This is a genomic window from Nostocoides veronense (genome assembly GCF_039531185.1).
In the GTDB taxonomy this organism is placed as follows: domain Bacteria; phylum Actinomycetota; class Actinomycetes; order Actinomycetales; family Dermatophilaceae; genus Nostocoides_A; species Nostocoides_A veronense.
The window spans coordinates 49,784-68,428 of sequence record NZ_BAAAPO010000053.1; the positions used below are offsets into that span (position 1 = coordinate 49,784).

22 protein-coding genes are annotated in these 18,645 nt (G+C 68.0%); 2 read left to right on the forward strand and 20 right to left on the reverse strand.

Annotated features, from left to right (window positions below; translation table 11 throughout):
• Positions 1–25: 25 nt before the first annotated feature.
• A complete protein-coding gene (locus ABD225_RS16700) occupies positions 26–1,186 on the forward strand; it encodes an MFS transporter (protein ID WP_344088175.1) in 1,161 nt (386 codons plus the stop codon).
• Between the two features lie 147 nt (positions 1,187–1,333).
• Here ABD225_RS16700 and rplQ read toward each other — a convergent pair whose 3' ends face one another.
• From rplQ to ABD225_RS16750, 10 genes are all read right to left on the reverse strand, one after another.
• A complete protein-coding gene (gene rplQ / locus ABD225_RS18790) occupies positions 1,334–2,302 on the reverse strand; it encodes a 50S ribosomal protein L17 (RefSeq protein WP_425564477.1) in 969 nt (322 codons plus the stop codon).
• 23 nt (positions 2,303–2,325) lie between these two features.
• Entirely contained in the window at positions 2,326–3,351 is a 1,026-nt protein-coding gene (locus ABD225_RS16710) for a DNA-directed RNA polymerase subunit alpha (protein WP_344088178.1), read from the reverse strand.
• A gap of 250 nt (positions 3,352–3,601) precedes the next feature.
• Positions 3,602–4,210 (reverse strand): 30S ribosomal protein S4, encoded by a 609-nt coding sequence (gene rpsD / locus ABD225_RS16715; RefSeq protein WP_344088181.1) that lies wholly within the window; start codon positions 4,208–4,210, stop codon positions 3,602–3,604.
• A gap of 31 nt (positions 4,211–4,241) precedes the next feature.
• Complete coding sequence (rpsK, locus tag ABD225_RS16720; RefSeq protein ID WP_048547110.1) at positions 4,242–4,637, reverse strand: 30S ribosomal protein S11; 396 nt, start codon at positions 4,635–4,637, stop codon at positions 4,242–4,244.
• On the reverse strand, positions 4,637–5,014 hold the full coding sequence (rpsM, locus tag ABD225_RS16725) for a 30S ribosomal protein S13 (protein WP_048547107.1): 378 nt from the start codon (positions 5,012–5,014) through the stop codon (positions 4,637–4,639). The genes rpsK and rpsM overlap by 1 nt, the downstream gene beginning before the upstream one ends.
• A 193-nt stretch (positions 5,015–5,207) precedes the next feature.
• Positions 5,208–5,321 (reverse strand): 50S ribosomal protein L36, encoded by a 114-nt coding sequence (rpmJ, locus tag ABD225_RS16730; protein WP_048696678.1) that lies wholly within the window; start codon positions 5,319–5,321, stop codon positions 5,208–5,210.
• 61 nt (positions 5,322–5,382) lie between these two features.
• Entirely contained in the window at positions 5,383–5,604 is a 222-nt protein-coding gene (infA, locus tag ABD225_RS16735) for a translation initiation factor IF-1 (RefSeq protein WP_048696677.1), read from the reverse strand.
• A gap of 256 nt (positions 5,605–5,860) precedes the next feature.
• The gene (locus ABD225_RS16740; RefSeq protein ID WP_344088192.1) at positions 5,861–6,064 is read right to left on the reverse strand and encodes a hypothetical protein; all 204 of its coding nucleotides are present in this window, start codon (positions 6,062–6,064) and stop codon (positions 5,861–5,863) included.
• Positions 6,065–6,225: 161 nt separating this feature from the next.
• On the reverse strand, positions 6,226–6,591 hold the full coding sequence (trxA, locus tag ABD225_RS16745; RefSeq protein WP_344088195.1) for a thioredoxin: 366 nt from the start codon (positions 6,589–6,591) through the stop codon (positions 6,226–6,228).
• A 50-nt stretch (positions 6,592–6,641) separates the two neighbouring features.
• On the reverse strand, positions 6,642–7,646 hold the full coding sequence (locus tag ABD225_RS16750; protein ID WP_344088198.1) for a TIGR03617 family F420-dependent LLM class oxidoreductase: 1,005 nt from the start codon (positions 7,644–7,646) through the stop codon (positions 6,642–6,644).
• 282 nt (positions 7,647–7,928) lie between these two features.
• Between ABD225_RS16750 and ABD225_RS16755 the strand changes: the two genes are divergently transcribed.
• On the forward strand, positions 7,929–10,400 hold the full coding sequence (locus ABD225_RS16755) for a helix-turn-helix transcriptional regulator (RefSeq protein ID WP_344088201.1): 2,472 nt from the start codon (positions 7,929–7,931) through the stop codon (positions 10,398–10,400).
• Between the two features lie 138 nt (positions 10,401–10,538).
• On the opposite strand, the gene ABD225_RS16760 is transcribed toward ABD225_RS16755, so the two are convergent.
• The 10 genes from ABD225_RS16760 to ABD225_RS16805 all read right to left on the reverse strand — a co-directional run bounded on the left by ABD225_RS16760 (position 10,539) and on the right by ABD225_RS16805 (position 18,574).
• The gene (locus ABD225_RS16760) at positions 10,539–11,324 is read right to left on the reverse strand and encodes an alpha/beta fold hydrolase (RefSeq protein WP_344088204.1); all 786 of its coding nucleotides are present in this window, start codon (positions 11,322–11,324) and stop codon (positions 10,539–10,541) included.
• Complete coding sequence (locus ABD225_RS16765; protein ID WP_344088207.1) at positions 11,321–12,283, reverse strand: Rieske 2Fe-2S domain-containing protein; 963 nt, start codon at positions 12,281–12,283, stop codon at positions 11,321–11,323. The genes ABD225_RS16760 and ABD225_RS16765 overlap by 4 nt, the downstream gene beginning before the upstream one ends.
• The gene (locus tag ABD225_RS16770; RefSeq protein ID WP_344088210.1) at positions 12,280–13,533 is read right to left on the reverse strand and encodes a flavin monoamine oxidase family protein; all 1,254 of its coding nucleotides are present in this window, start codon (positions 13,531–13,533) and stop codon (positions 12,280–12,282) included. Before ABD225_RS16770 ends, ABD225_RS16765 begins: the two co-directional genes overlap by 4 nt.
• Positions 13,530–14,690, reverse strand: coding sequence for a cytochrome P450 (locus ABD225_RS16775; protein WP_344088213.1), 1,161 nt, complete (start codon positions 14,688–14,690; stop codon positions 13,530–13,532). Before ABD225_RS16775 ends, ABD225_RS16770 begins: the two co-directional genes overlap by 4 nt.
• Before the next feature lie 2 nt (positions 14,691–14,692).
• Positions 14,693–15,571, reverse strand: coding sequence for an ABC transporter permease (locus tag ABD225_RS16780; RefSeq protein ID WP_344088216.1), 879 nt, complete (start codon positions 15,569–15,571; stop codon positions 14,693–14,695).
• Entirely contained in the window at positions 15,568–16,515 is a 948-nt protein-coding gene (locus tag ABD225_RS16785) for an ABC transporter ATP-binding protein (RefSeq protein WP_344088219.1), read from the reverse strand. Before ABD225_RS16785 ends, ABD225_RS16780 begins: the two co-directional genes overlap by 4 nt.
• Before the next feature lie 163 nt (positions 16,516–16,678).
• Entirely contained in the window at positions 16,679–17,044 is a 366-nt protein-coding gene (locus ABD225_RS16790) for a hypothetical protein (protein WP_344088222.1), read from the reverse strand.
• A gap of 56 nt (positions 17,045–17,100) precedes the next feature.
• Positions 17,101–17,496 carry a hypothetical protein gene (locus ABD225_RS16795; RefSeq protein WP_344088225.1) on the reverse strand — a complete coding sequence of 132 codons (396 nt, stop codon included), beginning with the start codon at positions 17,494–17,496 and terminating at the stop codon, positions 17,101–17,103.
• Positions 17,497–17,523: 27 nt separating this feature from the next.
• A complete protein-coding gene (locus ABD225_RS16800) occupies positions 17,524–17,904 on the reverse strand; it encodes a hypothetical protein (RefSeq protein ID WP_344088227.1) in 381 nt (126 codons plus the stop codon).
• 292 nt (positions 17,905–18,196) lie between these two features.
• Positions 18,197–18,574 carry a hypothetical protein gene (locus ABD225_RS16805; RefSeq protein WP_344088230.1) on the reverse strand — a complete coding sequence of 126 codons (378 nt, stop codon included), beginning with the start codon at positions 18,572–18,574 and terminating at the stop codon, positions 18,197–18,199.
• Positions 18,575–18,645: the final 71 nt, after the last annotated feature.

The following is an 18,645-nucleotide window of genomic DNA, read 5'->3' on the forward strand; positions in this document are numbered from 1 at the left end:
GTCACAAAGGTCTACAGTGACCCACGTGAGCACGAGCGCGCCAACGTCGCAGGTCCACAGTCTGCCGCCCGCGCAATGGCTACCCGTCGCCGGCGCCTTCGCCGTCCAGGGCCTCCTCTTCATCGGTATGACGACCAATGTCCCCGCCCTGCAGCACCGCTTCGAACTCGGCGAACTCGGACTCACCCTGATCCTGCTGGCGATGGTGCTGCTGTCGGGCGCTGGATCGGTCCTGGCCGAACAGATCGCGGCCCGACACGGCAGTGCCACGGCCCTGCGGATCGGGCTGTCCGGCTTGGCGATTGGCGTCGCGGGCATCGGTCTGGCACCGAGCCTCGCCGCACTCGGGGGCGGGGTCACGGCATACGGCCTGGCCGTGGGAATGGTCGACGCGGCCAGCAATATGCAGGGCATCGCCCTGGAGCACCGCGCGGGCCGAACCCTGCTCCCCCGGCTCCACGCCGGCTGGACGACCGGCGGAATCCTCGCCACCGTGCTGGCGCTGCTCACTGGGGGCGCGCCCCTGGCGTGGGCCGTTGCGCCGCTGGCCATCGTCCCGGTGCTGCTGCTGACCGCCAGCTTCCAACGCCACGACACCCCAGCCGATGCCGGCGAGACCAACACCGTGCCTTGGCGTCAGATCAGCCTCGTGGGCGCGGCGCTCGTGCTGTTCTACATGGTCGACACCGCCGCCGCGACGTGGGGGCCGGTCTTCCTGCATACGGTCCATGGGTTGGCGGTCGGCTCTGTGGCCTGGGCGACCCTGCCCTACCTCGTCGCCACGCTCGCGGCGCGGATCGGGGCCGCTGCGACGCTGGCTCGCCTCGGCGGCCCACGGACGATCTCCCTGGGCGCGCTGATCGCCGCGGCGGCATTGGCGCTGCTCGTCGCCTCCCCCTCGGCACCGGTTGCCGTGGCCGCGTTCGCGCTACTCGGACTGGGCGTCGGGGTCATCGCGCCGCTGAGCTTCACAGCCGCCGCACGTCTCGCGGGCGGTCCCGGAGCCGACCGCGCCCGGCTCGACGCGGTGGTCGCCCGGTTCAACCAGTTCAACTATGCCGGCGCGCTCATCGGCGCCGTGATGACCGGGCTCGTCGGCTCGGGCAATCTGCGCCTCGGCTTCGCCGTCCCGATGGTGCTGATCCTCGGCATACTGCCGCTGGCCCGGCAGTTCGCGACGCGTTGACTTTGGGAGAGAAACTAGACATTCGCACCGGTAATGATCCGTTGCGTATGTCCAGGTTCTGGCAATGGGCGGGAATCTGGCCACGAACGCCGAAGGCCCCGCTCCGGGCGGGAGCGGGGCCTTTAGGCAGGCAGTATGCCGGGGAGGTCAGGCCTCGTCGACCTGCTGCTTGGCAGCGCCACCGGCGGGCTTGAAGCCGGCCTTCTCGGCGGCGTCGGCGCTGTCGAACCAGAACTCGGCCTCAGTGGCGTCATACCACTGCGAACCGGGGACGTGGTACAGCCCGGAGTCCGCGTTGCCCTTGACGGCGTAGCCTTCGGGGGCAGAGCCGTCGGCGTTCGCGGCAACCGCGCCCGCCGGCAGTTCGACCGCGGCGGCAGCGTCGTCGGCAGCGGCGTCAGCCGAACCAGCGTCGCCCACCAGGCCAGCAGCCGCGGTGGCGGCAACCGGCTCGGCGTCGGTCAGGTCGGCAACGGGAGCAGCCTCGGCCTCAGCGGCCTCAACCGCAGCACCGTCAGCGGCGACGTCGGTCTCGACCGCAGCAACCTCGTCGACGACCGGAGCGTCCTGGACCTCAGCGGCGACGGCCGCGTCATCCGCGGCGGCGCCGGCGGCGTCCTCGATCTCGGCAACCGGGGCGTCCTGGACGTCCGCAACCGGGGTGGCGGCGGCCTCGTCCTTGGCCTTCTTTTCCTTGGCCGAGCGCTTGGTGGCGCCCTCGGCCTCGGCGACGACGGCGCGCTTCGGCTTGGCCGACAGCGGCTCGCGGACGAGCTCGATCACGGCCATGGGGGCGTTGTCACCCTTGCGGGCCGCGATCTTGGTGATGCGGGTGTAGCCGCCGGGGCGCTCGGCCATGTCGGGCGCGATCTCGACGAAGAGGCGGTGAACAACGCCCTTGTCACGGATGACGGTCATGACGCGACGACGCGCGTGCAGGTCACCGCGCTTGGCGAAGGTCACCATCCGCTCGGCGAGGGGGCGCAGGCGCTTGGCCTTGGCCTCGGTCGTCGTGATGGAGTCGTGCTCCATCAGCGCGGTGACCAGGTTGGCGAGGATCAGGCGCTCGTGCGCGGGACCGCCACCGAGGCGGGGACCCTTCTTGGGGGCTGGCATGTCAATCTCCTAGTCGAGGTATGTCAGAGCTGCTCGTCCTCGGCGAAGGACAGGTCGTCGTCCTCGTCGAAGGAGTCGTAGCGGTCGCCGAGGGCGGACGGGTCGAATCCGGGCGGGCTGTCCTTCAGGCCCAGGCCCATGCTGTGCAGCTTGGCCTTGACCTCGTCGATGGACTTGGTGCCGAAGTTGCGGATGTCGAGCAGGTCGGCCTCGCTGCGGCCGACGAGTTCGCCGACCGTGTGGATGCCTTCGCGCTTGAGGCAGTTGTATGACCGGACGGTCAGGTCGAGGTCCTCGATCGGCAGGGCGAGGTCGGCGGCGAGCGCGGCGTCCGTCGGGGACGGGCCCATCTCGATGCCCTCGGCCTCGACATTGAGCTCACGGGCCAGGCCGAAGAGCTCGACGAGGGTCTTGCCGGCGGAAGCCATGGCGTCGCGGGGAGCCATCGAGTTCTTGGTCTCGACGTCGACGATCAGCTTGTCGAAGTCGGTGCGCTGCTCGACACGGGTGGCCTCGACCTTGTAGGTCACGGCCAGCACCGGGGAGTAGATGGAGTCGACGGGGATGCGGCCGATCTCCTGGTCTCCGGACTTGTTCTGCTGGGCGGAGACGTAGCCGCGGCCGCGCTCGACGGTCAGCTCCATCTCGAGCTTGCCCTTGTCGTTGAGGGTCGCGATGTGCAGGTCGGGGTTGTGGATCTCCACACCGGCCGGCGGCGCGATGTCCGCGGCGGTGACGGGGCCGGCGCCCTGCTTGCGCAGGTACATGACCACGGGCTCGTCCTCTTCGGAGGAGACGACCAGGCCCTTGATGTTGAGGATGATCTCGGTGACATCCTCCTTGACTCCAGCAACGGTCGAGAACTCGTGCAGGACGGAGTCGACGCGGATGCTGGTGACGGCGGCGCCGGGGATGCTCGACAGGAGCGTGCGGCGCAGGGAGTTGCCGAGGGTGTAGCCGAAACCGGGCTCCAGCGGCTCGATGACGAACCGGCTGCGGTTCTCGGCGACGACCTCCTCGGAGAGGAGCGGACGCTGTGCGATCAGCACTATTTTCTTCTTCCTCGAGAGGCACCCACTATTTGATGCCCTTCGTGTGCGCGACTCTCACGCGCGCGCCCCGCCCGTCTGTCTGAGCGGAGCACTACCGGCCTGTGGTGACCCACAGACCACAGCGGACGGGTATGTCGCCCCCAGGGGCGGCATACCCGACCGCGGTCCGAAAAACCGCCGAGCGAAGCGAGGCCTGGTTTCTCGGAACGAAAAGCACCGACTCGCGAAGCGAGACAGCGCCTTCCGATTAGTTCTTGGAGTAGAGCTCGACGATCAGCTGCTCAGTGAGCTGGGTGTCGATCTGCTCGCGGATGGGCAGCTGGTGGATCAGGATCTGCAGGCTGCCGGGGACGACCTGCATCCAGGCCGGGGCGGTGCGCTCACCGAAGGTTTCCCGGGCCAACTGGAACGGGAAGGTTTCGATGGACTGCTTGCGGATCGTGATGATGTCGAACTGCTCGACGCGGTACGACGGGACATCGACGCGGACGCCGTTGACCTCGAAATGGCCGTGCGTGACCAGCTGGCGGGCGTGGCGGCGCGTGCGGGCCAGGCCGGCGCGGTAGATGACATTGTCGAGGCGGGACTCGAGGATGGTCAGCAGGTTGCTACCGGTCTTGCCGGGGCGGGTGGCTGCTTCCTCGTAGTAGCGACGGAACTGCTTTTCCATGACGCCATAGGTGAAGCGGGCGCGCTGCTTCTCCTGGAGCTGAGTGAGGTACTCCTTCTCCTGGATGCGGCGGCGGCCGTGCTGGCCAGGCGGGAAGGGGCGCAGGTCGAAGTTCTTGTCGCCGCCGACGAGGTCGAGCTTGTAGCGACGGGACTTCTTGGTGATGGGGCCGGTGTAACGAGCCATGACTTAGCTATTTCTCCGTTTCAGTGCAGGCTCAGACGCGGCGGCGCTTGGGCGGGCGGACACCGTTGTGCGGGCTGGGGGTGACATCGGAGATGGCACCGACCTCCAGGCCGGCAGCGGTCAGGGAGCGGATGGCGGTCTCACGACCCGAGCCCGGACCCTTGACGAAGACGTCGACCTTGCGCATGCCGTGCTCCATGGCGCGACGGGCGCAGGCTTCGGCGGCCATCTGGGCGGCATACGGGGTGGACTTGCGGGAGCCCTTGAAGCCGACCTGGCCGGCGGACGCCCACGAGATCACCGCACCGGTCGGGTCGGTGATGGAGATGATGGTGTTGTTGAACGTGCTCTTGATGTGGGCCTGACCCACGGCGACATTCTTCTTGACCTTGCGACGGACCTTGGTCGCACGAGCCTTGGGGGGCATTACTTACCAGCCTTCTTCTTACCGGCGACGGTGCGCTTGGGGCCCTTGCGGGTGCGAGCGTTGGTCTTGGTCCGCTGACCGCGAACCGGCAGACCCTTGCGGTGACGCAGGCCCTCGTAGGACCCGATCTCGACCTTGCGACGGATGTCGGCGGCCACCTCACGGCGGAGGTCACCTTCGATCTTGACGTTCGCTTCGAGGTAGTCACGCAGCGCGACCAACTGGTCATCGACGAGGTCCTTGACGCGCACGGACGGGTCAACACCCGTCGCGGCCAGCGCCTGCTTGGACGTCGTCCGACCCACACCAAAGATGTAGGTCAGGGCGACCTCGACGCGCTTGTCGCGCGGGAGGTCAACTCCAACAAGACGTGCCATGGATGGCATTCCTTTTCTGTTCTCCCGGAGGTATGGAAGCAGCGCCAGTCGGGTGGTCGCTCACGGACTCGTATGCCGTGCCAGCCCGTCCCCGGCCTCCGGGCCGGGGGTGACGTCCCGCCGTATGCGGGGGTCGGGTGCTGCGGTTGTGCTCTTCAGTTGTCGTCGCAGATGACTGCGGCTCGTGCGTGCGTCAGCCCTGGCGCTGCTTGTGGCGCTGGTTGTCGCAGATCACCATGACGCGCCCGTGGCGGCGGATGACCTTGCACTTGTCGCAGATCTTCTTGACGCTCGGCTGAACCTTCATTGCCTTCGTCTTTTCTGATCGGCTGGTTGCCCGGGGCCGTTGTCGGCACCGGGTTGGTGCACTACCGGTAACGGAAAACGATGCGCCCGCGGGTCAGGTCATACGGGCTGAGCTCCACCACGACCCGGTCCTCGGGGAGGATCCGGATGTAGTGCTGACGCATCTTGCCCGAGATGTGGGCGAGAACCTTGTGACCGTTGCTGAGCTCCACGCGAAACATCGCATTCGGGAGCGCTTCGACGATCGTGCCCTCGACCTCGATGACACCGTCCTTCTTGGCCATATCCTCCGTCAATCCTGGTTGGCGACCGACCCCCCAGGTGCGGGGACCGGTCATACGAAATCGGCCCCCTGTGACACATGCGGGTGCAGGCGCACACGTGACCGACAGTCCATCGTACGCGAGCAGGGGCGCAACCTTGAAATCGGGAACTCCTGCCGCAACGCTGGTGTCAACGGCCCACGAGCGACAAGTGCTGCGGTCCCCTACCTCCCTAGAAGGTGGCGACGGGCCCGCGGGCGCCTGCGTGAGACGACAATCAGCTGGTGCTGACGGTGGTGGTCGCGCCGGTCTGCCAATTCCAGCGCATGACTTGCCCATTGGCCTCGAGATAGCAGACCCAGTCGGCGCCGCAGCGCCGACACTGCCATTCCCGCTTTGCCCGGCGGTATGCCGGACCACCCGCCACCCGCGCGCGCGTCACCCATGCCTGCCGGTCCAGACCGAGCCGTATGCCGGACATCTCCGCCTCTTGCGCTGTCGCTCACCACGATGACGCCGAAGCAGCCGCCACGGTTGGCCCCAGAAAGGCGTGAGTCCCCCATCCGGTCCGTGACTCCCCCGTCCGGCGGGGGGATCAAGGACCGAAGAGGGGACCGATGACCCGATGAGGGAGTGCTGAGCTCAGCCTTCGCTGGCGGGCACCAGCTGGCTGCGCACCTCCTCCATGTCCAGGCCCTTGACCGACTCGATGACCTGGTTCAACGCAGCAGCCGGCAAGGCACCCGCCTGGTTGAAGACGAGGATGCCCTCGCGGAAAGCCATCAAGGTGGGAATCGAAGTGATCTGGAGCTGGGCGGCGAGCAGCTGCTCGGCCTCGGTGTCGACCTTGCCGAAGACGACATCGGTGTGCTCCTGCGAGGCCTTCTCGAAGACCGGCGCGAAGTTGCGGCAGGGGCCGCACCAGGCCGCCCAGAAGTCGACGAGGACGATGTCATTGTCGGTGACCGTGGACTGAATGTCGGCGGCGGTCAGGTCGCGCGTGGCCATGAGGAAACTCCGAAAGTCAGGGGATGGGGTTCACGAGAAGGAACGCGCGATCAGGCGTCGGCATTCCGCGCCGCCGCGAGCAGCCGCGCAGCGATCTGCGGGTCGGCGCTGCCGAGCAGGGTCGGCGCGAGGCGGTCGAAGCGACCGGCATACCGCTGCACCAGCTGCACCCCGGCCTCCTCCGGCGTCCCGCGCACGGCAAACAGATCGAAGGTCGCGTCGTCGATCAGCCCCGCCATCGCGACCCACTCCCCTCGCTTGGAGAGCCGGTTCAGCTCATCGCCCAGTTCTCCGATCCCGTGGTGCTCAAAGACGGGCCGGTATGCCGGGGTGGAGCCATAGAACGCCAGCTGGGCCTTGACCGCCCCGACCGCGGCGGCCAGCTCCTGCTCGTCCCGCCCCGCCGCCACCATGACCTGCCCGACCAACTCGAACTCCGAGCGCTCGGGCGTGTGGGCCACGACGATCGGCTCGATGACATCGACGAGATAGTCGTAGGTCGTGAACGGATGCACGATCAGCCCATCCGTCGCCTCCGCGGCCACGCGGATCATCAGCGGTCCGACAGCGGCGATCTGGATGCGCGGTCGCGCCACCCGCAGCGGCCCGGGGTTGAACATCGGGGTCATCAGCGTGTGGGTATAGAAGTCCCCGCGGAAATTCAGTCGTGTCCCGTCCTGCCAGGCCCCCCAGATCGCCCGGACGGCCGCGACATACTCCCGCATCCGCGCCGCGGGGCGACTCCACGGCATACCGAAACGCTTGGTGATATGCGGCTCGATCTGGCTGCCGAGGCCCAGCGCGAACCGGCCGCCGGACAGTGCCTGCAGGTCCCAGGCCTGATAGGCCACCGTCATGGGCGAGCGGGCAAAGGCGATCGCGACGCTCGTGGCGATCCGCAGTTCCGAAGGGGCCGCGCACGCGAGCGCCGAGACGACGAAGGGGTCGTGTTGCAGTTCGGCGATGCCGAGACCGTCGAAGCCTGCGGTTCGCGCTTGCGCGACGGCCGCGCCGACCGGTCCGGGGCCGCCGTGATAGATCGAGTCGAAACGCATGGGCGATTGTCCCGCGCGGCGCGGAAGGACTCGTGGCCTCCGGCGCGCGTTCCGCCTGCTGAAATGTGGAGCGTCCGAATGCCGAGACGAACTAGCGATACGTGACACGACTTTTAGCCCCGTCACACGGGCGGACCTGCTTCTTTACCCATTCTTAGGACTCGTAGCACTGGCTCCCCGGCAGGCATTTGTTAGCTTCGCCACGCACGTTGACTTCGTTGAGCCGCCCGGGAGCTGGGATTCCTCGGGCGACGACCCGTGGGGGACGCAGTGACACAGACAATGACCGGTCTGGCAGGCGGTGCTGGGCACCAACGGGATTCGGCGCGCCCGTACAGCCCTGGTGACATCGACGAGGCGGGGGTGCCGGCGGGGCAACGACGGGACGCGTCGGCCACGCAAGACGGGCCGAGCGCCGAGGTTCGCGCCGAGGTCGCGATGGCCAAGCGACTGACGGCAATTCTCACCGACGCATCGCCGGGCGATGCGGTGATCGCGGTGCTCAATGGCCCGGTGGGGGCCGGACTCGCCGGCGTCTTGCGCCGAGCCGTCGCCAACACCACAACGCCCACCGCCTGGCTGCATGTCCTGCCGCCCCGGTCCGATGGCTCGCAACGCGCTCTCGCGCACTGGACGTATGCCGATGGCTCGGGCACACAAAGCAGCACCTCTTCCCTGAGCGTGACGGAGGTTCTCGAGGAACTCGAAGAGCACCTCTCCCCAGGCTCCACCGTCGTCATGGATGCCTTCCATGCGCTCGGACCGAGTTCGGCGAGCAGCCTGATCGTCTGGTCACAGGCGGCTCGCCTGCGCGGGGTCCGCGTGCTGTTGGGCTACCACCCCGCCCTCGATAGTTATGCGGTGGGTGCGCTGCTCAACGTCCCGACCGGAACCCACTGGATGGACCTGCACCCACTGCGGGACGAGGTCGTTCACGCAGACCTCGCCCGGTTACCCGGCTGGACCGACCCTGCGCTCCTCGACGTCTCCGTGGCAGCTGTCGCGGGCAATGCGACCCTGCTGCGTCACCTGCGGCGAGCGCTCAGCGGGGCGAGCCTGCTGGATGAGGCCACCGTGACCGCCGCACAGACGATCGCCTTAGAGGCAGCGTCCGTGCGGATGGCGTGCGACCAAGGCCATGACGCCCTGCTGCTCGCGGGGGTCCTCGGCCTGACCGTGGGGGATGTCGATCCGCACCGCGTCGACCAGGTGCTCACGATCCCAGCGGCCAAGTCCGCCCGGATCGCCCGTCTGCTGCGCGAAGTCGGCCTCATCCCTACCCATCCGAGGGCCGCCGCGATTGCGGCCGAGGCCCTGCGCCGGCATACCCCCGTGGCAGTCCGGCGCACCGCAGCCGGGCACGCGCACGACCTGCTCAGCGGCGTCGATGCCAATCAGGGGCGGCTCTTCGCGCTGCGGGCCACCGTCGGTGATCCGATGACGGGCACGCTGGCTCTCGCGCAGGCGGCATACCAGGAGGCCTTCGATGCGGACGACATCGAGGGTGCCGCCGACATCGCAGCCACCTTGATGAGCCGCACCGACGACCCGACCGAGATCGCCTGGGCTCGCGCCGCGCAACTGCGCTGTTGGGCCGTCATCGATTGGGATCAGTTCGCCGAACGCGCGCCGTGGTGCGAGGACCCCGCCGTAGCAGAAGAGTTACCGACTCTGGATGCCTCGCACTGGTTAATCGTGGAGGCTCCAACCGTGGCCCGCTGGCTCACGATGTGCCCACGCACCGATAACAGCCACCACGTCGCATCGGCGGTCGTGCGCGCCCTGCGCGGCGATATGCCCGTCGAGGACGAATTGCGCGAGCTTGCGGACAGCCTGGCCCAGGCCGGGATCTTCTCGGTGACCGCCCCGATTGCCAGCCGGCTGGCGCTCGCATTCCTCGCCCTCGCGGACTATGACGCAGCGAACCAGTGGGCCTGCGTCGCCACCTTCACGGCCGCCGATGACGAGCTGGCCGATGCGGCCATGGGCCATCTCGTGGCAGCCCACGCCCTTTTGCGCCTCGGGGAGTTCGAGCGCGCCGACACGCATGCGAGCACCGCGGCCGATCACTTCGCGAAGATCAACGCCGGCAATCTATGTCACCTCGCCGAGCTCACCCGCGCCCACATCGCCGTCGAGGCCGGCCGACCGGCTCTGCCGCTTGCGCCGCTCGCGCCGGGGCGCATGCATGCCTCGCTGCGCGCGTACCGCACCTACGTCTCGGCGCGCGTCGATCTCGACGCCGGTCGGGCCGACGCCGCCGTGCGTCAGCTTTTTGAGTGCGGACGGTTGCTCAAGCGTTGGGGCATCCAAAACCCGAGTCTGCTGAACTGGTCGGCGCATCTGGTAGCGATCTTCCGCGCCTCCGGCCAACACGACTTCATGACGCATATCGAGGACGAGCTCGTCGCGGACTTTCGAGCTTGGCAGGATGTCGAACCCGCCGCCGCTGGTCGGCGTGCCGAGATCCTGGGAGCACGCACCAGCGACCTCGACGCGGACGGCACGACTCTTGAGGCCGAACTTTCCCTCAACACCCTCTCGCCAGCGGAGCTTCGGGTCGTGGACCTGGTGGTGCAGGGCCTAAGCAATCGTGACGCTGCTAAGGAACTGTTCTTGAGCAAGCGGACCGTGGACACGCACCTGGGCAATGTCTATCGCAAGCTCGGTCTGGGCTCCCGCGAGGAACTGATCGCGGTCATGAATCGTCTGGCGCCCGCACGTGGTGGCCGGTCCCTGAACTGCTTCGGCTAATGACGTCCGCACGCGCCCGCGTGTACGCAGCGCACAATCACAACCCGTGCACCGTTACCTAACCTGTGCTTGCACAACGTAGGTGACTGTGCACAGGTTGCAACGTGTGCACAGTCACCTAACTCGTGTTGGCAGAGGTTAGGACGCTCGGACCGCGTTCACCGGCACGCGCGCCGGGACGGGCTGGCCCCAGAAGTCGCTCAGCAGGTGAGCGCAGCGGTCGGGCTGCTCCAGCAAGGGCAGGTGACCAGCACCGGGCAGCACGACCACTGTCGCGTCGGGGGCTTGCTCGGCGATGATCTCGGCGTTCGCCCGGAATTGGGGCATGTCCTCGGTGCCAACCAGGATCAAGGTTGTCGCGCGCACCCTGGCGAGCACCGTGGCATCTTGAACGGTCGCCGAGAGCGCACTCATCGCTCCGGTCCGCAACTCCGTGAACGGGTGCGCCGCCACAATCTGCTCCATCGCGGCATACCGCTGTTCGTCTCGGCGCAGGCCCCGGAAAATCGGCGGTGGGTCGCTCATCCAGACCCGCGCGAGGTCCCGGCCAGGTCCGAGCTCGCGCATCCGCATCATGAGCAGGAAGTATTTCGCTCGGGCAGCCCGATCGTCCGCCGCCCCGGACAGGGTGGGAGCCCCCAGCACAAGCCGATCAACGAGGTCTGGATGATTCGCCGCGACCTGGACCGCGATGGAAGAGCCAAAGGACAAGCCCACGAGATCGCGGGCGCCGCTGCGGCGCAAGTCCTCCGCGACGACGAGCGCCCACTCATCCAAGGTCTTGGGCATCCGCTCGCCCGCCCGCTCCCCGTGTCCAGGCAGGTCGATCCCCACATGGTCCGCCTCGGGCAGGAGCGACCACAGCTGCGGCCAGATGGCCGAACTCATGGTGTATCCGTGTAGCCACGCCACGGTGCGCCTCATCGCGCCACCGCCCGCACCCGCACCGGCTCATAGAGCGGGAAGTCCGCAACATAATCCCGGAAGGCGATGACATTGGTGTCCTGATCGTCCAGCTGCCACGCAGCACCGGGGTCCAGGTGCGCCCAGACCTGCCGGTCCTGATGTATGGCCAGTTCGGAGGCTTCGGCAATCCGCTCCAGCGGGTGCTCCGGCAGACCGATGACGGCCACCCGCACATGCGTCCCGCCGGGCGTCGGGAGCGCCCCGGTGACGATGATCGGATCATCCACTCCCTGGCCAAACGAGGTCGCCACCACAGTTGGGCTGTAAGCCACCGCGCGGAAGGCGGAGCGATAGGTCGCCGGCCGGCGGTGCGCCCCGAGGTAGTTATTCAGGGCCGACGCCAGCCGCAAGTCGTGCCATGGATCATCCTTGGTGAGGAAGTCGCCACCGATCGTCAAGGTGCCATCCGGGCGACGCTCGGTGCGCATCCCCGCGAGACTCGGCACCCCGTGCACGGTCGGGAAGTGTTCGGTGTCGAAGGCGTTCTCCACGACATACTCCGCCGGCACATCGATGAGCATGTCGACCGCCGCGAGCACTCGCTTGCCATCGGTCAGTCGCCGGAACTGCTCGGGCAGCCCCGTGTCGCCCTCCGGGCCGTCCGCCAATCGCACGAACAGCATCGGCCCGAAGACCGCCGTGTCGTAGGTGCGCACGCTGAGGCGCTCGGGGTGATCCCCGAGGCGGATCAATCGCCCGTGGAATGGACAGACGACGTTATTGCCCCGCACCTCCCCGCCAACGGCGAGGTTGGCGCCGCGATGCGGACAGGTGGAGTCGGCGACGCGGAAGCTTGGCCCGTCCGCCGATTCGCTCCTCACCACCATGAGCCGTTCGTCGCCCAGGCGCACCGGCGTTGTGGGCGCGGTCCAGTCGGTGGTGAAGCCGAGGAGATACCAGCCTGCGTGTGTGCTCATGCGACATCCTTCGTAGCGATCAGGGAATGAAGCTGTGCGGCCGCGACCAGGCCGCTGTGCATCGCGCGATCGAGATAGGGATGACCGTGGTCGGCGAATGCGGCCTCGCCCGCGATCGCGATGCGGCCACGGACCGGTTGCCGCCAGGTCTCGGCCAGGGCGCCGTCCGCAGCCGGCAGCGAGAGCGCGCCGAGCGCAAGCGGGTCGCGGCTCCAGTCCTTGCAGCGCACCGCTGCCGCGGGATCCAGCTCACCCCCGATATTGCGGCGGATGACGCGGCCCACCTCGGTGCGGCTCGTGGCCCACCGCGCCGTCGCTGTCGCGGAGCGGCCCTTGGACACGACAACGACATGCCGCTGCCCCCGATGGGCGGTGAAGAAGCCCAAGTCGGTGTCGAAAACGAAGACGTCCTCCGTCACTGGATGGCGCAGCGGGACCGCGACGACCACGGCTGGCGCCGCCCGCAACTGCCTGGCCGCCTCCCGCTGATCGCGCGGCAAGTCCGGCAGGTCAATGGTGCCCGCGGCCACCACCGGCGCCGGCACCGCCAGCACGGCGGCGCGACTGGTGATCCGGGTGCCATCAGCGAGCTGGGTATGACAGTGCTCCCCGGCGACCGCGATCGAGCGCACCCGGGCGCCGGTCTGGACCGGGAGGCCCGCTGCCAGCACGTGCGGCAGCCGATCCAAGCCGTCGGTCACGACATACTTCGCCCCTGCGGGGGGTTGCAGCGCCGGGTCCGTGGCGATCCGCGCCAGCGGCACCCGCTCGATCTCGACGCCGCTGACCTGCTCGATGAATTCCGTGAAGGCGCGGGCGCTAGCCCGGTCGGCCCTGGCCATCGAGAGCGCGCTCTCCCCCGGCAGGCCGTCGGCGAACGCCGGGCCGAGCATGCGGGCGAGGTTGCGCAGTCGCCGGCCGAGCACGAGGGGACTGCACAGCCGCTCGTCACGCACGTCTAGGGGGTATGCCGTCTCCCGTACCTGGATCGCGCTGCGCACCGAGGCTCCCTCAACCTCCCGCGCTTCGCGGGTCGGATCGAGCCATGCGAAGGCGGGATGGTCGGCGCCATGCAGCACCTGGGCGCCCATCTCAACCGGCACACAGCCCGCCGCACGATGGGTCAGAACCCGGCCGCCTATACGCTCTCGGGCCTCGAGCACCAGCACCCGCGAGCCGCGGTCGGCCAGCTCGCGGGCGGCGCTCAGGCCGGCAACGCCGGCACCGATGATGACGACATCGAGGTTCATGGGGCCAACTCCACGACGGCCGAGAACGGCCGGCGGGGGAACGCGACCGGCTGCCATACCAGGGCCGAACCGCGCAGCCGGGCGGCGGGAAAACGCACGGCGAATCGCTCCAGAACGATGGGCAGAACGCCGCGGATCAGGGCGGCACCGAGGCAAAAATGCGCCCCGGAACCGTAGGCCACGTGATCTCGAGGACGCTCCCGGTCAGACCGAATCAGATCAGGGTCGGCGAAGTGCTGCGGATCCGCATCCGCTGACCCCAGGTGAATGAGGACTTGCCGGCCCGCCGGGATGGTGCCCGACGGCAGCTCCACATCGAGCAGCGCGCGGCGCGCCGCAAACGGGATAGGGGTATGCCAGCGCGTCACGTCCTCGGCGAAGCCCGTCCGCCACGTCGGATCGACGGCGACCGCGCCCCAATTCGGCTGGTTCAACAACTGATGGATCGCGACCGTCGTGAGTTCGGCGAGCGGTCCCCAGCCGCCGATCGTGGCCAGCGAGATGATGCCCAAGGCATCGGTCCGGGTGATCTCGGCGGAGCGCGCGAGCGTGTGCAGCGGCGTGCCCGGCGCCGCAGCGTCCACCAGGGGCCCGACGAAGTCGTGCAGGCGCGCAACCGCTTCTTGACCAGTGGCCGCGGCGGCCGGGGTCGGTCGCGGATCCAGCACCGGCTCAACATCGGCGGCGCACTGCGCGAACCGCTCCAGATCCGCGATCCCCAGGACGGCTGCGAGCGCAAGGGTGGCGATCGGGCGGGCAATCTGTGGCGTGAGATCGGCCTGCGGCCCCAGCCCGTCCAGGAGGTCGGCAATGCCGGCGGAGATGATCGGCTCGGCCCGCCGCACCGCGGCCGGCCCAAGCAGCGCTGCACCCGGGCGGCGCAACCGGGCATGCTCCGCGCCATCGCTATTGAGCATGGAGGTGGGCGAGCCCGAGACCTCCCGACGCTCCTGCTGCCCACCGGCCGCCGAGAGGTCGGGATGGTTCAGGGCGGCGACGCAATCGGCATACCTCGTCAGCACGAGCAGGTCGGTGCCCGGCAACTCGTGCAGGGGGTCGTGCTCGCGCAGCCAGGCCAGGGTTCGGCCCGGATTGAGCAGGTAGGGAAAGGAGAAGATCGGCGCGACGGGCGCGCGGGAACCGGTCGCGACGCTCATCGTCACTTCACCTTGGGACCATGCCACTTGAAGGTGACCAGGGTCAGGAATCCGGCCAGGAAGATCCAGAGGGCGAGCATCAAGGCGATGGCGGGCAGGTTCCAGACGCCGCCGGCCTCGACGACCTGGAAGTCCACGGGCAAGAAGACATAACGGAAGCCTTGGGTCAACCACTTCAGCGGGAAGAAGCCCGCCACCGTCTGCATCCAGTCCGGCAGTTGGTTGAAGGGGAAGAAGACGCCGGAAATGAACTGCAGCACCAAGAAGGGCGGGGTGACGATGGCCGGCGCCGTCGCCGCGGACGGGATGAGGGCGGTGTATGCCAGCCCGCTGAGCGCCATCGCGGCCGTGCCGAGCACGAGGATCCAGCCGAAGGCGATCCAGTGCCCAGCGTCCACCGGCAGGTCTAGGCCGAAGAAGGCGGTGCCGATGGCCACGAGCAGGATCGTCTCCAGCAGACAGGTGACGGCGACGAGCACGACCTTGCCGACGAAGTAGGCGCCCTTGGGCATCGGCGAGCTGGCGAGTCGGCGGATCAGGCCGAGTTCGCGTTCGAGGGTGACATTGATGGCCAGCCCGGTGAAGGCGGTGCTCATGACGCCTGCCGCGATGATCCCCGCCACGAAGTACTGCTTGAAGTCGGTATTCGTGCCCTCGATGGTGCCGCTGAAGATCGACCCGAAGATCACCAGGAGGATCACCGGCAAGGCGAGGGTGAAGACGACCGATTGGATGTTGCGGAAGAAGCCGCGCAATTCGGCGACCGAGCGGACATATGACGCCCGGAACAGCCCCGGCAGCGGCCGGTCGGTGCGCGTCGTGGCGGCTCGAGCCCGGCTCTCGGGGGCGGTGACGTGCGGGGCGGGTGCAGTGGTCGTCATCGCTTGGCATCCTCACGTTGGATCAGGCGCAGGTAGGTGTCTTCGAGCGTCGGCCGGCTCACGGAGAGCCCCGGAATCTCCGCCATCCCGAGCGATCGGGCGTGCTCGATCAGGCGGCTCAAGACCTCGGTCGGGGCGTCGGTGGCGATCGAGGTGCTGAAGCGGTGGTCCTCGCGGCCCGCCGCCTCGACCGTGCCCAGCGTTGCGGGGATGATCTGCGCGACATCGGGCAGATCGGCAAAGGTGATCAAGGTGGCGGCCCCGGCGCTGCGGCCAAGCTCCTCAATGGTCCCGACCGTGAGCATCTTGCCGGCCGCGATGATGCCGGCGCGGTCGGCCAGCGCCTCGGCTTCATCGAGATAGTGCGTGGTCAGCACCGTGGTAGCGCCGAGTTCGCGGAAGTAGTTGACCAGATCCCAGGCCTCCCGGCGGGCTTCGGGATCGAGGCCCGTGGTCGGCTCGTCGAGGAAGACCAACTCGGGGCGCCCAACGACCCCAACGGCGACATCGAGGCGGCGCTTTTGCCCCCCGGACAAGGAGGTGGTCTTGGACTTGGTCTTGCTGGTCAGGCCGACCATGGAAATCAGTTCGGCGCTGGGGATGGGATCGGAATAGAAGGACGCGAAGTGATCGACGACCTCCCCCACCGTCAGGTCCATATAGTCCCCGGTGTTTTGGGGGACGACCCCGAGCCGGTTGCGCCAGGCGCGTCGATCAGCTCGCGGATCCTGTCCCAAGACCGAGACCTCGCCCGCCGTCCGGTCACGCACACCGACGAGGATCTCGACTGTCGTTGTCTTGCCGGCGCCATTGGGCCCCAGCAGCGCGAAGACCTCGCCCTTGCGGACCTGCATGTCGACCGATTCGACGGCCGGGAAGTCGCCATACATCTTGCGCAAGCCGCTGACACTGATGTGCAGGTCGTCCTCGGTGAGGGTGGTCATAGTGCCTCCTGATGAGCTTCCGTCACGTCCAGTCTTGATGGCCAGGCCCGACCTGACAGCCCCAAAGGGCTACGCAAGGGCGCTCCCGTGCATACGTAAAGGGGTGGACGCGACAACGGTCCCGGGGGATCTCCCCGGGACCGTCGTGGCAGATGCGCGCTGGTCAGCAGCAGCAGCAGCAGCAGGGAACCTCGCCGGCGGCCACCTCGGTCAGGTCTGCCTCGGAGAGTTCCTCGCTGTCCGCGGCCGGTGCGGCCGGCAGGTGGATCTGCACCTTGCCGGTCTGCAGACCCTGCGCGAAGAGTGCGGCCTGGACATCGAGGGCCGCCTCATTGCTGTCACCCTCATAGGGGTTCACCTCGCCGGCGACGTGGCGCACGATCTGCACGCTCACGTTGTCGGGGATGTGAACGCCCACCTCGGCCAGCGCGGACTTGGGGTCGGCATCGATCTGGCGAGAGAAGGTGTCGTCGGTCCAGTCCTTGATGAGGAACTGGAGGTATTGGTCACGGAAATCGTGCGTCGACATGGGCTAGCTCCTGGTTTCTAAAACGGTCAATCGGATTGCGCCGGAATGGCTTCCGGTCACACGGTGCAACTGCTGCAGGCAGGGCAGCAGCAGCAGCAATAGGTCGCGCCTGCGGCAACCGCTCCAAGCTCATCGAGGCTCAGTTCGGCCGTGTCGAGAACGGGCGTCTCGGGCACGTGCAGGACCACGTCTCCGGTGCGCAAGCCCTCCTCATACAGCCCGACCTGCGCCTCAAGATCGGAGGACGCGGCATCGCCGGCCCCGATCTGATCGGCGGTATGCCGCACGATCGTGACGGTTACCCCGGCGGGGATGCTCATCCCCGCCTCCTGGGCGGCCGATACCGGATCGTGGTGCAGGCGTCGCGCGAAGCCTTCGTCGCCCCAGCTGCTGAGCAGGAGGGTGGAATAGGCGTCGACGAAGCGTCGTCGTTCGGTGAGAGTCAGGCTCATGACGGTGGTCCTAGGCCGCTCGCCCGATCAGCCGCAGCAGCAGCAGGGGCAGCAGCAGCAGTAGATGCCGCCACCGGCGACCTCGGCCAGCTCGTCCATGTCGAGCTCGGAGGTGTCGATCTGCGGGGTGGCCGGGATGTGGAACTCGAAGGTGCCGCTCTCGAGGCCGGCTTCGTAGAGGGCAACCTGCTTGTCGAGACGACCCTCCTGCGGGCCGGCATCCGGGCTGGCGATCCCGCGGGTGATCTCGATCTTGGCGTCCGCGGGCAACTCCAGGCCGACCTCGGCCAGGGCGGCGCGCGGGTCGGACTCCAGGCGGGCGGCATACTCATCGTCCGACCAGCTGGACAGCAGCGCCTTGGTGTAGGCGTCGACGAACTCGTTCTTCTGGGCCTCGTTGAGAGCCATGGTCTCTTCTCCTGCTTTCGGTGATCGACGGTCGGCCCGATCGGCCGGCCTGGGTGTCCTTGAGGTGGACATCTCGATCGTGTGGCACGCGCGCTACGGTCGGGAAGGTGCCTCGGCGCGTAGCCGATGCGGTGCCGTCACCGCGCCCCGGCGGGCCATGCGCAGCCAGTGCGCAGTCATGCGTATGCCGTGCTGTGGGAGAGAACGTGGACATGCGCAACGGAAATTTTCCGTTGCGCATGTCCACGTTCTGGCAATGGGCGCAAAAGTGTCTTCGGCGCCCACGGGCCGCTCAGCCGCAGCAGCAGCAGGGGCAACAGCAGCAGTACATGCCGCCGGAGATGCCGGCCAAATCGTCGGCGTCGAGAGCCGAGGTATCGATCTGCGGGGTCGCCGGGATGTGGAAGGCGAAGTGACCGTCGTCGAGACCGGTTTCGTAGAGCGCCACTTGGCGGTCAAGGCGCGCATCCGGCAGGCCCGCGTCGACGCCGGCGCCATCTCGGGTGACCTCGATCGTCGCGTCCGACGGCAGGATCAGGCCCACTTCCGCCAAGGCGCCGCGGGGGTCGGACTCGAGTCGGGCGGCATACTCATCGCTGGACCAGGTGGCGAGCAGAGCTTTGGTGTAGGCATCGATGAATGCCTCGCGGGCGGCGGCGGAAAGGGGCATGGCGATGTCTCCTGAGGCAGGGATGGATAGGGGCCTATTCGCGCGGATTTCGGCTACGTGCCGAAAGCGGA